This is a genomic window from Candidatus Neomarinimicrobiota bacterium (assembly GCA_041154365.1).
GTDB lineage: Bacteria > Fidelibacterota > Fidelibacteria > Fidelibacterales > Fidelibacteraceae > Fidelibacter > Fidelibacter multiformis.
Genome location: AP035449.1, coordinates 2,292,529 through 2,309,555 on the forward strand (window position 1 = coordinate 2,292,529; position 17,027 = coordinate 2,309,555).

The 17,027-nt window shown below is 45.8% G+C and carries 11 protein-coding genes; 9 read left to right on the forward strand and 2 right to left on the reverse strand.

Annotated features, from left to right (window positions below):
- Positions 1–87 precede the first annotated feature (87 nt).
- The 9 genes from strainIA91_RS09795 (at position 88) to strainIA91_RS09835 (ending at position 13,638) form a co-directional block, all read left to right on the forward strand.
- Positions 88–1,044, forward strand: a complete 957-nt coding sequence (locus tag strainIA91_RS09795) for a hypothetical protein (RefSeq protein ID WP_400166598.1) — start codon at positions 88–90, stop codon at positions 1,042–1,044.
- A gap of 27 nt (positions 1,045–1,071) precedes the next feature.
- On the forward strand, positions 1,072–3,831 hold the full coding sequence (locus strainIA91_RS09800) for an RND family transporter (RefSeq protein WP_400166599.1): 2,760 nt from the start codon (positions 1,072–1,074) through the stop codon (positions 3,829–3,831).
- 1,636 nt (positions 3,832–5,467) lie between these two features.
- The gene (locus strainIA91_RS09805; protein WP_400166600.1) at positions 5,468–5,941 is read left to right on the forward strand and encodes an RNA polymerase sigma factor; all 474 of its coding nucleotides are present in this window, start codon (positions 5,468–5,470) and stop codon (positions 5,939–5,941) included.
- Positions 5,938–6,315 (forward strand): twin-arginine translocation signal domain-containing protein, encoded by a 378-nt coding sequence (locus strainIA91_RS09810; RefSeq protein WP_400166601.1) that lies wholly within the window; start codon positions 5,938–5,940, stop codon positions 6,313–6,315. Before strainIA91_RS09805 ends, strainIA91_RS09810 begins: the two co-directional genes overlap by 4 nt.
- Before the next feature lie 8 nt (positions 6,316–6,323).
- The gene (locus strainIA91_RS09815) at positions 6,324–6,800 is read left to right on the forward strand and encodes a Spy/CpxP family protein refolding chaperone (RefSeq protein ID WP_400166602.1); all 477 of its coding nucleotides are present in this window, start codon (positions 6,324–6,326) and stop codon (positions 6,798–6,800) included.
- Complete coding sequence (locus strainIA91_RS09820; protein WP_400166603.1) at positions 6,797–7,282, forward strand: Spy/CpxP family protein refolding chaperone; 486 nt, start codon at positions 6,797–6,799, stop codon at positions 7,280–7,282. Before strainIA91_RS09815 ends, strainIA91_RS09820 begins: the two co-directional genes overlap by 4 nt.
- Positions 7,283–7,415: 133 nt before the next feature.
- Positions 7,416–8,273, forward strand: coding sequence for a carboxylating nicotinate-nucleotide diphosphorylase (gene nadC / locus strainIA91_RS09825; RefSeq protein ID WP_400166604.1), 858 nt, complete (start codon positions 7,416–7,418; stop codon positions 8,271–8,273).
- Between the two features lie 331 nt (positions 8,274–8,604).
- Positions 8,605–11,100, forward strand: coding sequence for a phosphodiester glycosidase family protein (locus tag strainIA91_RS09830; RefSeq protein ID WP_400166605.1), 2,496 nt, complete (start codon positions 8,605–8,607; stop codon positions 11,098–11,100).
- Positions 11,101–11,112: 12 nt separating this feature from the next.
- A complete protein-coding gene (locus strainIA91_RS09835; RefSeq protein WP_400166606.1) occupies positions 11,113–13,638 on the forward strand; it encodes a phosphodiester glycosidase family protein in 2,526 nt (841 codons plus the stop codon).
- A gap of 145 nt (positions 13,639–13,783) precedes the next feature.
- On the opposite strand, the gene strainIA91_RS09840 is transcribed toward strainIA91_RS09835, so the two are convergent.
- Complete coding sequence (locus tag strainIA91_RS09840; protein WP_400166607.1) at positions 13,784–15,586, reverse strand: AGE family epimerase/isomerase; 1,803 nt, start codon at positions 15,584–15,586, stop codon at positions 13,784–13,786.
- A gap of 12 nt (positions 15,587–15,598) precedes the next feature.
- Positions 15,599–16,942, reverse strand: coding sequence for a PhoH family protein (locus strainIA91_RS09845; protein WP_400166608.1), 1,344 nt, complete (start codon positions 16,940–16,942; stop codon positions 15,599–15,601).
- Positions 16,943–17,027: the final 85 nt, after the last annotated feature.

Genomic DNA, 17,027 nt, shown 5'->3' on the forward strand with positions numbered 1-17,027 from the left:
ATGTGGGGGCAAACCACATTTGACCTTTTAGACTATCTTCCAGAGCATATAATCCCCTCTTCATCACCCCAGTCAAGTCTATCTTCTATGTCTGAATTCCCGTACACCCTGCAGGATACCTTTTATATTGACAACATGTTCCTTCAGCTTTTCAGCAGCCATTTTCGCCTGACCCTGGGAAAACAGCAAATCTCTCCCGGTACTGGTTATGTATGGAATCCCACCGATATTTTCAATGTGAAGGACATTATGGACCCGGCTTATGAACAGACCGGTGTCACAGCAATCGGCCTGGATATCTATCCCATGGCGGGGAATAGCATTTTTCTGGCAATTCAACCCAAAGAAGATGTGGACCATACCACCTGGTATGCCCGAATTCGCCAGAGTACGGCCGCACTCGATCTAAGCCTGAATATCGCCCAATATGCATGGACAGAATCAGGGCTTTATGATCCTCTGCTCTTTCCCTGGGAACGGACTTATAAACGATTCATGACAGGTACAGCCTTTTCCGCCGATATCGCAGGGTTTGGAGTCCATGGTGAATATGCCTATAACAAACTCACCAGTCTTGATTTTTATATACATATCCCAAAGGATATTGAAATCCTCATTCTTCCCGAGAAAACATCCCGGTTTTCATCTGGTGAACATTATATAGAATTTCTGGCAGGTATTGATTATACCTTTGATAACTCCCTTTTCATCATGGCCGAATACTTTCACAGTGACTTTGGCAAAGATAAAGAGGATCTTGTCTTTAATGACTTCCTCCAGTATATGTCCGGCACCACCCGAAGCATCAACCGGGATTATCTCTTTTTTCAGGCCATGTATCCCGTGACGGATCTGATAACTTCAACTGCTTTTATCATCACCAATCTTAATGATCAAAGCACTGCTCTAAACTTTCAGCTCTCCACCACCCTTGGTAATAATGTTGAGACGGATATTCTGGGCTCCTGGTTTGTCGGCGATGAGGATTCGGAATTCGGCACCCAGAAAGCTGCCGGCCGGATTCGTTTGAAAGTCTTTTTTTAAACGACTGGAATTGTAAGGAGAACCACCATGATAAATCGAATATTAAAAGCATCGGGGCGTTTTGCAGCCTATCATCCCTGGATCCTTTTTACCCTCATTCTGCTTGCAACCATTTTTTTCGGCGTCCTTTCGTCCCGAATACAAATGAACATGAATATGAATATCCTGCTCCCGGAAGATGAACCTATTGTTGAAGAATACAACCTGATCATGAAAGAGTTTGACGGGGCATCGAATATTATCGTAACAGCCCAGGGAAACCCCGATGATCTGATCGCCTACGTGGAACACGTGGTTCCCAAAATCAACAACTTTGACCGCTGGATCGTCACGGAGGCATCCGAAAAGGTTCGCCGACAACATGAAGAAGTTCTGGAAAATGTCCAAAAAGGACTCACAGATCCCAAACCGGAAGGATATTTTCAGCGGGTGGATTACAAAGTTCCTCCGGATTTTGTACAAAATCACGGTCTGATGCTTGTGAAACCAAAGGACATGGAAAACAGCCGGGAACTCTTTTTAAATCCAGGGCTGGGTGAATTCCTTACAAATCTGAACAATTCACTGGAAAAAGAATATATCCGCAGCGAAGAAAAAATTTCCACCACACAGCGGGAACTACAAGCCGTTGAGTTTCTGGACGGAATTGAGCTTTTTACCAATGCCCTGGAGTCCGGACTTTTCGGAGATGAACCGGATCAGGCGGCCCGGGAGGCGGTTGATGCCATGACCACAGGATCTCCCTACATCTTTTCACCGGAACGGGATTTGCTATTATTTATGGTTATTCCATCATTTAATGCCATGGAAATGGATTGGCTTATCCCGGCAGTGAACGGACTGGAAGAGTTGCTGGAAAAAGAAGCTGAAGCCTTTAATGTCTCCGTGGGACTTACCGGCTCCATGACACTGCAACGGGATGAAATGGATGCCGTGATGGAGGATTCCATGATATTAACGATGATTGCTGTCATCGCTGTCCTCCTCCTCTTTATGATGTCATTCCGTATGGTCAGTGCACCCATCCTGGCTGTGATCAATCTATTAATTGGTGTAATCTGGGCTATGGGTCTCTCATACCTGATGGTGGGTATACTCAACATGTTTACAGCCATGATGGCAATTATCCTCATCGGTCTGGGCATCGATTTTTCAGTCCATATTATCAGCATTTATACAGAATTGCGAAATCTGGGCATCAAAGCAGAGGAAGCCATTATCAGCACACTTGAAAAAGTCGGCAAAGGGATTATCACCGGTGGACTCACAACTGCTGCTGCTTTTCTGACACTGATGATCGGCCGGAGCCGGGCTTTTACGGAATTCGGACTGGTTTGCGGAACAGGATTGATTGTGATCATGATATCCACACTCCTCACCCTGCCAACTCTGCTTATGATTCAGAACAAAGTATGGCTCCGCAAGAAGAAAGCCCACCGGATATCCCGGGATATTACTTACGGATTTGTGGGAAACCTGGCAAAAAGTATCAACAATCATCAGCGGTTCAGCATCGGAGCCCTGATTGTGATAACAGGTCTTTTTATCTGGCAGACAACCCGGCTGGAAACAGATTATAATTATCTGAATATGGAACCGGAGGGATTGAAATCTGTCATGCTTCAGGACACCCTAATCAAAAAATTCAACATGAGTATGGATATGGGGAATATCACAGCGACTTCCCTCCAGGAAAATGAAGCCATCACTGAAAAAGCCAGGGCTGCCAACAGTGTGAGTTTTGTCGAATCCCTTACCGATTATATCCCTCCCAAAAAAGATCAGCTGATTCGGGCAGAAAATGTGTCCGAAATCCGGGATATCATGAAAGAATTTTCTCCGGAAGGCTCTCTAAGTACCGGGGATTACCAGATGTTTCTGGAAGAACTGATGAGACTGGAGATGAATATTATTGAAATGCAGGATATGGCTTTTGTGGGTGGACAGGATCTGGTAGACCGGAAAGCCATGCGTCTTGTAGGACATCCCATGAAGGAACACATCAAAGGGAATTTGTCCCAATTGATTACCCGTCTGAATGAAAGGGAAAACATGCCGGACAATCTGATACCCTTTTCACGCACCTTCCGGCAACAATACCGTGAGCGGGTAATACGTATGGCAAACCCGGAAATGATTACTTTGGATATGCTTCCTCCCATGATCCGGGAGAAATATGTAAATGACGATGAAACACTGTTTCTTATTACCATCTACCCAAAAGGGAATATTTGGGACATGAACAATATGAAAAATTTTACCCGGGAATTGCAGGAGATATCCCCTCGTGTTTCCGGTTTACCACCTTTAATGGACCGTTTAATGGTTATTATGGGGAATGATGGCAAACGGGCAGTTTTGTTGACTCTGGCTGTTGTTTTTGTCCTTCTCCTTTTGGATTTCAGACGTTTCAAGGATGCTGTTCTGGCCATGACACCGATGGTTATTGGTATCCTTTGGATGACCGGATTGATGGGATTGTTAGGATTAAAAATTAACATGTTGAATATCATGGCCATTCCCCTCATCGTCGGTATCGGGATTGATGATGGCGTACACCTGCTTCACCGCTGGCATATCGAAAAGAATGTCCACCATGTTTTTGCCAGTACAGGAAAGGCGGTAATCATCACAAGCCTGACCACGATGCTCAGCTTTGGTAGTTTGGTCTTTGCCACCTACCGTGGATTCGGCAGCTTTGGCCTGGCTCTTTTTATCGGGACTGGTATGTGTTTATTGGCCTCCGTGCTAATTTTGCCGGGATTCTTAAAAAAGAATGATGAATGAAGAATGATGAATGATGAATTGAGAGTTGAGAGTTGCCCTCCCGCTGAGGGCGCTGAGACGCAGAGGGGATAAGAGTATGAGGGTACGAGGAGATAATTGGGGGGGGGGGGGGTGCTGACCTGTGTGTCCACCCGAAAATTTGCATGAGGGTTTGGGCTGGGGATTGGCACTTTGCTGAACTCAGTGTTCAAACGCCTTCGGCGATCAAAAATTCAAGCTCTTCGCTCCGCTCAGTGTTCAAGGATTCAAACATCTCGCTGCGCTCGATGTTCAAGAAAAACACCATAATTTGAACGCTGCAAAGCAGCGATTGAAAGCCGAGTAGCGGCGTTTGAACACCGAACAAAGTGAGGTGCTTGAATCCCTTGTCACGCGTTACTCGTCACTTTTTCAGTTGAGAGTGGACAGTGGACATGAGGGATTGATTTGATTGATTTGATTGGTGGATTGGATGATTGGCACTTCGCTGAGCTCAGTGTTCAAACGCCTTCGGCGATCAAGAATTCAAGCGGCACTTCGTGCCGTTCAAGGATTCCAGGTGTCGACATTTGAACGCTGCGCAGCGGCGTTTGAAAGCCGCGTAGCGGCTATTGAACACCGAACGCAGTGAGGTGCTTGAATCCCTTGTCACGCGTTACTCGTCACTTTTTCAGTCGAAAGTTGGAACCTGTACCACCACCCCCCTGAACCCCTGAACTCTTGAACTCTTGAACCCATAAACCCCTGAACCAACCATCAGGAGCGCAGCAACGCCAACTTCAGACAGGCCACGGCCAGTCCCTACATCTCGACACACACCAGGAGCGAAGCGACGCTAACTTCCAACTTCCACCTTCTAACTTCTTTAATAGAATTGGCGATTCATTTGATTTAGCACAAGGATTATAGGAGAGATGGTATATATGATTTCGCCTAGGTAACGCCCCCCACCCCGGGGGTAAGATACATTGAATGAGTGGAGAGTGGAGAGTGGAGAGTTGTAGAGGCAGGATGTGTCCTGCCTCTGAGTTGGAGTCTTGAGTTTTGAGTGTATGTTTTTAGAAAATTGCAGATTTTGAGACTTAGATATTCTGACTTTTATTCGTTGGATGATTTTGCAATCAATTACTGCAAAGGCTATAAGTGAAACAAGATATATGAATTCGCCTAGGTAACGCCCCCCACCCCGGGGGTAAGATACACCGAAATGCGACACAATGCAAGTTAATATTGTTATTCGTATATATGAATCTTCGAATCATTCTCCAGTCTATCGACTTGTATCCATCATCCCGGTTACTGATTGGACTGTGAAGCAGTCTTATAGAGATGGGATCATGGAGTAAATTGCCCACAGATGATCATCTCAAAATGCCAGCCAATGACTTCGTGACACTGTATGTATAAAAGCACCACAATTTAAATACGGAGAAACAGCTATTAAAATTCGAACGAAGTAAAGTGCTTGAATTCCACGAAACAAGACCGTGTCCAAATGCAATTATCTCTGCAACTCAGCGCACCCTGCGGGAGAAAAATCCATTCTCAATTCTCAATTCTCAATTATCCATTCTCAATTCCCAATTCTCAATTCCCCATTCCCTTATTAACTTTATCCAACTATTTGTGTCAAACTACTGAGCAGCAAAGGACGGCAATGCGAAAAAAAGAACAATTTGAGACCTGGCTCAGGGAGTATTATGATATGATCTACAGCACCGTGATCCGAATTACAGGCAACGAAGATGACACGCTGGACTGTGTCCAGGACGTCTTTGTCACCGCCTGGAAAAAGATGCATACATTTCGCGGTGAATCCTCTCCCGGGACCTGGCTCAGACGGATTGCCATGAACAAAGCTTACAATTTTGTCCAACGGGATCAGTCCGGACGCTGGAATGAGTTTGAAGAGGGATCCTTTGAAAATCTTTACGAGACACATGAAGAAACACTTCCTGATTTCAAAGAGGAATGGCTCAGCTTTCTTTCTCCTCTGGAACGCAGTGTGATCACAGCCCGAATGGACGGGTTGTCATATAAAGAGATTGCAACCCTGTTTTCCACAACAGAAAACAGTGCCAAAGTTTCTTATCACAAAGGCATACAAAAATTAAAGAAGGTGCTGACATGAAACAGCAGGATCAACACATTTTGAACAAACTGGAGAAAGCACTGAATGATGCGTTCCCCTGTCCTCCCGGCTCGGCAGGACATTGCGATGAGATTATGAATCAGGTTAACCGTATTCAACGGCGGACTTTTCTTCAGCGCGTCAGCCTGGGTGCCGCTACGGCTGCTGCTGTACTTGTCCTCGTTTTGACAAAGCCGTGGAACCCACAACAATCATCCTGGGATATCCCACAGGAACTGGCAGGTTATTACTATCCGGAAGCTACCCAAACCGTTGAATTCGATGTATCCCGTGAGGCGATTCTGGAGTACCTGGTTGAAACAGAAAACATCTATCAATTGGAAGAATTGATGGATGAATACACCATAAATTGAGGTGAAACATGAAAACGTATGTAAAAATCTTTCTGCTGGCAATGATTCTTTCCATCCCTCTGGGGGCTCAAATGCACCATCCCATGATGCCTTCCAACCCACGGATGGAAAGTATGATGATCTATCACATGACCGAATACCTTGAACTCAGTCCTGATCAGGCCGAGATATTTTTTCCCATGATGCGCACCCATCAGGATAAAATGGAAACTTACTATGACAAAATCCGGGCTTTGTGTGATAAAACCAGTCAGGAAGCCAACAGCGAAACCTATACAGAAGAAGATTTGCATAGCACCCTTGAAGAGCTTCAAAAGCTTGAAAAGACAATTTTGAAGGAAAAGGAAAATTTTATCCTGGAGCTGAAGCCTGTTTTGAATCCTTCCCAAAGGGCAAAACTCCTCTTTTTTGATGAAGAATTCCGGAAACAGCTCAGGATGAGATTAAAACAATCTGAACACTATAACAGAGGGAGAAGACAATGAAAAAAATCACCATCCTCATGATCACTCTGCTCACTGTGACAACAGTATGGGCCCAGGGAATGGGCAGGATGCAGGGAATGAAAAGTGGACAACCGGGACCGGGAATGATGATGCAGGAACGGCTGAATCTGACCGATGAACAGGTAACACAACTTCAGGATCTTCGGCTGGTTCATCAGAAAGAGGTCATACCTTATCACAGCGACCTGAAAATCAAAAGGCTCGAATTACGCGAGATGATTGCAAAAGGTGAAAGTGAAAAGGCACTTCTGAAAAAAAACGAGGAAATCAATGAGATAAAAACCAAACTCAGTGAACTTCGTTTGAAACACCAACTGAAAGTCCGAGAAATCGTGGGCGAAGAAAATTTCAAGCTCATGGGTATTGGCCGAGGCGCCAAAGGAGCCGGTATGGGTAACCGTTGCATGGACGGCTCCAGAGGTTTCGGCAGGCCTGGCAGAGGATACAGCTGGGACGATTAAATACAATCCCATATACAAAGAAAAGGCGGTCTGAAACAGATCGCCTTTTCTTTTTTCATTATATATTTCATCTCTTCTGATGTTTTATCCCCCTGTAAGATTCATTAAATTTATTTGATAAAAACAGGATTTCATGATGACGGATATGTTCACGAATTCTTCTTTTCTGAAATCGATGATTGACGATGCGCTGGCGGAAGATATTCAGGATGGCGACATCACCTGTAAGGCACTGGATATTCATCATACAGCTGAAGCGCACATTGTGTCAAAACAGCAGGGTGTTTTATGCGGCATTTCCGTCGCCCTTCGGGTCTTTCAACATCTGGACTCCAAGCTTTCAGTGACTTGTTTAAAAAAGGATAGAGATACACTCCGCTCCGGAGAGTACGTTCTGACATTAAAGGGCTCTGCATCTTCCATTCTCTCCGCTGAACGAACTGCTTTAAATTTTATGGGACACTTGTCCGGCATTGCCACACTTACCCGGGCTTTTGTCCGGGAAATTTCACATACCCGGTGCAAAATTTTAGACACCCGAAAAACTACACCTTTATACCGCTCCCTGGAAAAATATGCCGTATCCTGCGGCGGAGGGGAAAACCACCGGAAGGGACTCTGGGATATGATCCTGATTAAGGAAAACCATATCCGGGCTGTAGGAGATATTGATACTGCGTTAAAAAGGGTGGTTACCTGGAATCAACAAAATAAATCCCCTGTAAAAATTGAAATTGAGGTCACAAACCTTGAGGAATTCCGGAAAGCCTGTAACTACCCCATCGATATGATCATGCTGGATCATTTTACACGTGAGGATATGAAGACAGCCGTAAAATCGTGTCCGGAATCTATCACCCTTGAAGCATCGGGGAATGTTACCTTAAAAACGGTCCGGTCTATTGCTGAAACTGGTGTCCACTTTATTTCATCGGGGACCCTCACACACTCGGCCCCGCAGTTTGATTTCAGTTTGTTGTTTGATAGATGAGTTTATGGGCTCATGGGTTCAAGGGCTCATGGGTTCAGGGGTTCAATAGCCGCTGCGCGGCTTTCAAACGCTGCTGCGCAGCGTTCAAGGATCTCACTGCGTTCGATCTTCAATCCCGGCTTTGCAGATTTCAATAGGTGACTGGACTTCTTTTTTGAACACTGCGAAGCAGTGCTGGAATGCTGAGCGCAGTGAAGCCATTGAACGGCACAAAGTGCCGCTTGAATTTTTGAACATCGAGCGCAGCGAGATACTTAAATCCTTGAGCGCCGAAGGCGGTTGAATGCAGGAGAAGCAAATCAGAGGTTATACGAAAAATAAGGATTCAAACATGAAAAGATTGATAACGCTGGTTGGTATAATCGGTTTGTTGGCAACATTGAATGGACAAATCCGGTTTGAAACTCACGAAACCACACAATTCGGACCGGGTATGGTATATAAACGCATCGTCGCTCCAAAAGTCCCTTGGAGTCTGGATGTGGTTGAAATCGACCTGACACATCCGAATATCTCTATTGAAACAGCTAAAGCCAATGATCAAATCAGCGGATACGAAACAACCAGCTCCATGGCGGCTCGGAAAAGCTATGAGGGACATCAGGTTTTGGCTGCTGTCAATGGGGATTTCTACGGTTCAGGAGGCATTCCCATTAATCCGCAGGTCGCTGAGGGACAAATCGTCCGTGCTCACACGACTCCCCGGAGCAATCTTGCCGTCACAGAAAATAATAAACCCTTTATCAGCATTATTCAGTTTTCCGGAAGTGTGATCAAAGATACCCTCATAAATCCTGTACACAGGGCAAATGATTTCCGGAATACTGATGAAATGGTTTTTTATAACAGCTTTTACGGTTCCAGTACCGCCACCAATGAATGGGGAACAGAAATTCGGGTTGAACTGGCGGAAGGATGCCGCTGGGCTGTCAATGACACCCTGATTGTTGTAGCCCGTGAAAAACGCATGAATGTGGGGAGTATGGGCATCCCGAAAGGCGAAGGGGTGCTGTCCGGTCACGGGACATCCAAAGCCTGGCTGGAAAACCATGTCTCAGTGGGAGACACCCTTCAACTTGTGTTAAATATGACACCAGGTCTGCCCAATGTCACGGCCCTCATGGGTGCTTTTCCCCGGATTGTAAAAGACGGACAAAATTATGCCGTACAGGGCTATACTGAAGAGGGAGGCCCCAGTCATGCACCGGACCGGCATCCCCGGACAGCCGGAGGATTTTCGGAAGATAGTACAAAGCTCTATCTCGTAACTGTCGATGGTCGTGCAACCCATAGCATCGGCATGAACCTGACTCAACTGGCGGATTTCCTGATACAGGAACTGGGAGTGTATCAGGCAGTGAATTTTGATGGTGGTGGCTCAACAACCATGATTGTCAGGGGGCAAATAATGAACACACCTTCTGATGCCAGTGAAAGGACAGTGGCTAATTCCATACAGGTAGTTTCTTCTAATGAACCAGACAGTATCCTCCATGCAATCCAAATTCAGCCGGATTATTTTCGTCTTTTTCGCGGAAATGTAAGAGAACTAAAAACTACAGGTTGGAGCAAAAATTATGATTTACTACCATTAGATGTGGATTTGCTTGAATATTCTGTAGACCCAAACCTGGGTTCCATTGACGAAAACAACCGCTTTATCGCTGAAGGTGTTGCCGATAGTGGTTACCTGTATGTGAGTTATTTGTCTTTAAAAGATTCAGCCTATATCTATCTTAAATCTCTCGATTATATTGTGCTTAATCCGGATAATATCGTGACAGATAATACATATCCGGTACAATTAATTACGCGCGCTATTGATACAGATGGTATGATTCAGGATATCCCCATAAACGATTATACCTTTACATCCCTAAATCCGGAAATCGGGTCCGTGGATTCAGTCGGCGTTTTCAGGGGACTCGCCGAAGGGTTTTGCCAGGTTGTGGCGATCTATGGTTCCCTTTCGGATACCGTTACCATAGAGGTCCAGATCGGCTCCGGCCGGCATGTTTTGGATGACTTCTCATCAGTAAATAACTGGACACTGGACGGGCTGGTGATCAATAAAGAAAGTTGCCGGATCTCCTGGGATAACACACAAGGAACTTCTGAAGACGGGTGTATGAAAGTAGATTATGCCTTCACGGCCTCCAATACCGAACGGAGTTACCTGTATCTGAAAAAATCCATTCCCATTTATGCTGTCCCCAAAGCCATTGAGGCCGATTTTAGATCAGACGGCTATCGCCACCGCATTTATTTTGTCGTCAGCGATGACAACGGTGAATATTTCCGGACTTATGTACCCGGCGATCAAAAAGATTCAACCCAATTTGTCACCGTCCAGGGACTCACAGAAAATTTCGGTCCCCTCGAAGCAGGGTTTTCCTTCAATTATCCCATTCAATTTGAAGAAATCCATATCCGGCTCGGTATTAGTGAAGGAATCGGTGTAGTAAATGCCGGCTCACTTTACTTTGATGACCTGAGGATTTTGTATCCGGATTATGTCCACACAATTCCCCTCGATGAAAAAAATATACCCGAAGCTTTCACTTTGTCTCAAAATTATCCCAATCCCTTTAACCCCAACACCCATATTCACTACACACTTCCGGAAAAGGGACATGTCTCTTTGATCCTTTATGATATCCGGGGACATGAAATCGCCAGACTTATAGACAGTGAGCAAGGTGCCGGCAGTTACGACTATGAGCTGAATATCTCTGCTTTAAATAAATCACTATCGTCAGGTATTTATATTTATCGTTTGACCAGCGGGAGCCATCAGATATCACGAAAATTGCTCCTGCTTAAATAAAAGGAAGTCATCATGAGAATATTATACCGGGGAATTCTTATCTTCGTGATAGGGATCAGTCCTCTCATGTCAGAACATCATTTTATTACACTCTCCACCACACAGGTAGGACCCGGAGCCATTCACCGGAAAATCATAGAACCCAACGTTCCATGGACCCTCGATGTTTTGGAACTGGACATGACCCATCCGGTTGGATTAGCGCATCCCTATACAGAGATTCATTCCGCCAAACTTGGAACCAAATCCCAAACTCTGCCTGTTTCCTCATATGCAGCTGAATATGGAGACAGGGCAATTGGTGCAATTAATGGAGACTTTTTTGACGCAAGCGGCAGCATCAATGCCCAGGTTTCTGATGGTATGATGGTAAAGGAAGAAAATATCAATCCGGCAGATCCGGTCTATTGGTCCGCCTTCAGCCTGAATATGCATAACAAACCGGCCATTTCAACAAACCGCTTTCATGCCCGGGTTACAAACGGGACCGATACTTTAAAAATCCATGGAGTCAACAGAACATCCGGCAGCGATGAGATTATTCTTTACAACAGGTTTTACGGGTCAAATCCTCCTTCTGTGTCATCTGGTTACGGTCTCCTTATAAAGCCTTCAGATACCGGTGATGGCTGGCAGGTCAATGCAGATGTTTCCTGTCAGGTATGGGGCGTAAGTCCCAATCCTGCATCATTCCCCTTAAGCGATACAAGAGCTGTTCTATCGGCAACGGGAACTCAGGTCCCCCTCTTGGAAGCCCTGGCAGACAGCGGCGCTGCGGTGGATCTTTGGATCGGCATGACGGGTACCCTGCCAAAGACAACCCAGTTGATTGGGGGATTCCCACGGATTGTGAAAAACGGCCAAAATCATGCACTGGAGGGATATCAGGAAGAAGGTGGCAGTGCAACTTTTGCCACCGATTACCATCCCCGGACGGCTGTAGGTTTTTCTGCAGACAGTACCCGTGTATTTTTTATTACAGTGGACGGCCGACAATCTTTCAGCCGGGGGATGAGCCTGCCTGAACTGGCAGATTTTATGATTTCCCAGGGAGTGGCCTGGGGGATGAATCTGGATGGAGGCGGCTCTACAGAAATGCTGGTCCGGGGTAATATTGAAAACAGTCCCTCAGACGGCAGGGAACGGTCCGTCGTGAATGCCCTGGTGGCAGTGAGCAACATACAGCCAGACGAAGGACTGGCACATATTCAGATCCGTCCCGATTACCATAATCTTTTTTACCATGAAACGCTCTCATTCAAAGCCAGCGGATGGTCTTCAAATTATTTTCCAGTGGATGTGGCATCTGAAAACACACGTTTTTATTCATCCGATACAACACTTTTACATCACGTCTCAGACAAGACCTTTGAAGTTTTGGGATTTGATACAGCTGCATATATCATCGCTGAATATGAGGAAGACGGCTTATCACTGAACGATACAGCCACTATCCACATGAAACAGGCCACAGGCATTGCCCTCTCCCCTGCCCTGGCTATGGCAGATACCCTCAACCCACTGAATTTCAAAATTCGGATCATTGATGAATGGAATATTTCCCATAGCATTCCTGCGGCAGAATATCGCTGGTATGTGACAAACCCAGATGTGGGAAGAATCGACTCCACCGGGACTTTTTTTGGAATCAGTGAAGGAGTAACCGATGTGATCGCACGTTTTAAAGAGTGGTCTGATACGGCCCGGGTTACCGTTAAAATCTGCGAAGGAACCGTTATTCTGGATCCTATGGATCATGTGAGTGGTTGGCAGGTCTCCGGTGATTTTATCAATATGGATTCCACAAAAATTCGAATTGAACCCTCACCGTTGGGAGACAGAGACGCTGTTATTCGCGCGGATTACGGCTTTATTCGCCTGAGTACCGAGCGAAGCTGGCTTTACCTGAATACAGATATTTTTGTCAATGGTATACCTGATTCCTTTATTGTGGATATCCTTTCTGACGGGGAAAGACACAAGCTGTATCTGATTGTGGAGGATACCAACGGAAATCTCTTCAGAACCTATGTTTCCGATTATGCCATGGATACCACCCAATTTGTAGCCATGGCCTTTCCTGCCGATAATCTATCCGCCCTGGATGGTGATTATGAGATCACCTGGCCGGTCCGGATCAAACAGATTCAGGTCCGCCTTGGGACAAGTGTTGGCGCAGATGAAATGGCAACCGGAAGTTTATGGTTTGACAATCTGCGAGTAATTTATCCCCCCCTGACTGCTATAGAAAATCCGGGTGTTACTATTCCCGAAACCCCGCTTCTCTATCCAAACTATCCCAACCCGTTTAACCCGGTGACTACCTTGACTTTCTATATTCCCTGGGCTCAACAGGTCACGCTCACCATTTATAATATCCGGGGAGAAGAAATCACAACCCTCCTGAATGCCCAACCTTTACAAGCCGGCACATACAGTATTCCATTTGACGCGGCACAATACAGCTCAGGCATTTATTTCTACAGAATGAGGGCGGGAGAAGTGACACAAACCCGGAAGATGGCGCTTATAAAATAAATGATGAGTTATGAATGATGAATGATGAATTGGGGTGAGCAGGTCAATGAACGCACTGAACCAAACTCTCAACTCATAACTCCAACTCAGGGGCAGAGCGTGCTCTGTCCCTACGACTCTCAACTCTCAACTCTCAACTCTCAACTCATTTCATCATTATCATCGTTCTTGTTCCGGCATGCCGGCCGTTTATCCTCAGCTGATACACGTAAATACCTGAAGCCACATTCCGTCCGGAAACATCCTTTCCATCCCAGGTAAACGTCTGCTCACCGGTGGAAAGCGTTGATGAGATTCGTTGGACAAAAGCTCCATTCAGGTGATAAATCGTCAAATCAGCTTGTCCCGGTTCATCCATCCTGAAAGGAATCACTGTTGAAGCATTAAAGGGATTTGGATAGTTTTGTTGAAGAGCAATCGTTTTAGGTGTATAGGCATTCTGAGTTCCAACATACTGAATCATACTATCCGGTGAAAAAGTCACGGTAAACACATCCCCCGGTTCAGCATGGCTAAAATCCACAAAATCCTTTCCAAATGTTTTCCAGGGGTCGCCATTTTTTTCCACGGCCGTAATCCACAGGCGGTCATCCTCAATGGCTAAGGGTTTAAGTTTCTGTTGGTTTAAAGCGGATTCATGGGGACGGAAGTGGAGAGTTACAGGCTGGTCCAGATTCAGCAACGATTGATACAGATACACATAATAGGCATATTCAGAGGCATGATAACCTGCTTTCCATCCCCCGCCCTTTCCATCGTTGATGATAGTCTGTCCGTCATTGCTCACCTCGGCAAACACACCGCCGTATTGATGATCCACAAGATAACGTGTATAAAAATGAAGAGTGGAATCGGCCATTTGAAGATACAACACCTTACCAGTCAGATCATAGAGCTGCAAGCCGGCCATGACAGCCTGTTGCTGTTCCCACCAGGATTTGTTCCAGTTCCAGTTCGGCAGATTGGTTGAACGGTTAAAGGCTCCCCACATCCCTCCGTGTTCTTTGTCGAAAGCATAGTCATACATATTCCCGGTAATCAGTTCTGCCGCATCCAGATACGTTTCCTGAGGATTGGACCGGTAGAGTCTGGCCAGGCACCATGAGGCTTTATTCATGTGACCGCTGTTGCCCCATTCCTCCCGGCCGGGATCAGTGCTCCCATCCCCCCATGAAGCACTGAAATACTCTTTAAAAAAGGGGGTGGACGGTGTGATGGTAGGCACCAGCTTCGTGAGAATCAGATCCGTCTGTTCAAGCCACCGGGACATATACCGGCTTTCGGGGTCATGCATCGATAGAGTTACCAGATGTGTTGTGATCGCATCCACAATGCCGTTGAAACTTTTGTCTTTGGGATAGGACCAATTGGCATTGGCATATTCAAAATATCCGTCATGCAATGTATCCCACATCCTGTTTTCCAGCACATCAAAGGTTTCGTCAATCCAACTTTTCATTTCCGGATCCCGGGTACATTCCCAATAAGCTGTCAGTCCCAGAAGGGCATACAGATTTTGAAAAATAGTTTTTCGGTCGTTGGGATAGGGGACCGATCCGTCCATTTTCACGACTGTATACCAGCCGCCTCTGCTTTCATCCCAGGCATGTGCCCGCATGAAACGGAGGGCTCTTTCTGCCATATTCAAATAGCTCGTATCGCCGTTCACCATAAAAATCCGGATCATGGCATAGGCGTTCCGGCTTTGTGTCAGGGTGGAGGCATAGTCGGCCGTACCCCACTTGGTTTCAATATCACCATTCCGCTTAATTTCCGTATAAAAAGCGCCTGTTTCATGATTAAAGGTTCCTTCCCAGAAGGTTGCCAGACTGTCCAGATGGGGACGTGTATTTTCAGGGTTGGTCAGCCAGGGATGGGTGGGTGTGTAGGCATGTAAAAAAACAGCACATACCAGAAAAAGTGCGAATATTTCGCGAAACAATTTCATATAGAAACTCCTTTATAGCAGATTGGAAGCAAGCTCGGCCAGTTCTGACCGTTCACCTTTTTCCAGGTTAATATGTGAATAGAGTGGTTGTCCCTTCATCCGGTCAATGAGAAAACTGAGTCCGTTACTTTGACTGTCCAGGTACGGATGATCTATTTGATAAATATCTCCCGTAAACACCAGTTTGGTTCCTTCTCCGGCCCGGGTAATGATGGTTTTAATCTCATGGGGAGTCAGGTTCTGGGCTTCATCTATGATAAAATAGATTTTTTGCAGGCTCCGTCCCCGGATATAGGGCAGTGGTGTAATGATCAATTTTTCCAGTTCCAGCAGTTCCTTGATCTTCTCATTCCGTTTATCTTTGTCGTCAAACTGATTCTGAATCACTTTTAAATTATCCCAGAGAGGTTGCATATAGGGATCCAGCTTGCTTTTCACATCTCCCGGCAGAAACCCAAGGTCCCGGTTACTCAGGGGGATAATAGGACGTGCCAGGTAAATCTGGCGATAACTTCTTTTACATTCCAGAGCGGATGCCAGGGCCAGCAGGGTCTTCCCCGTTCCCGCCTTTCCCGTCATCGTCACCAAAGGGATTTCATCATTCAACAGGGCATGGATGGCAAAGGTTTGCTCTGCATTCCGGGGGTTCACACCATACGCATGGACCTTATCAACCCGTTGCACAAGATCTTTTCCGGCATGATAATGGGCCAGAACGCTGTGGTTTTCCGTCTTAAGGATAAAATATTTATTCGGGACTGGTGCTTCGGTGGAATATTTTTTCATATTATCAGGAGGAATTTCGTAGGGTGGTTTGTATAGTTTATCTATCTCATCCCCGGGATACCCGATAATCAATTCCTTCCCGGTATATAATTCGTCTACACTGGCAATCCGGTCCGTTGTATAATCTTCGGCATGGAGTCCAAGAGCTTTGGCTTTCATGCGCAAATTAACATCCTTACTAATCAGGACCACGGCATTCCGGCGGGATGTTTGAACCTCCTGAATTTCCAGGGCTGTGCTCAAAATCCTGTGATCGGCGCTATCCTCCTTAAAAACGGCCCGGAGGACCGGATGAAGCTCACGGGTCATTGTGATCCGGACCTTCCCCCGTTTGTCTCCAAGAGGAATACCCGCTTTAAAAATCTGTGAACCGGTGATATTGTCCAGAAATCGGGTAAATTCCCGGGCATTCAGATTAATGATCTGATTCCCCCGTTTAAAATTGTCCAGCTCTTCCAGTACCACAATCGGGATAACCACATCGTGCTCCTGAAAATTCTGGATACAGGTGGAATCATGGAGGATAACATTCGTGTCGAGGATAAAAGTTTTCTTTTGGGATGCGGACATAGACTCTCCAACTTTCCAGAATATACAAAATAGAATGATGAATGATGAATGATGAATGATGAATGATGAATTGAGAATTGAGAAT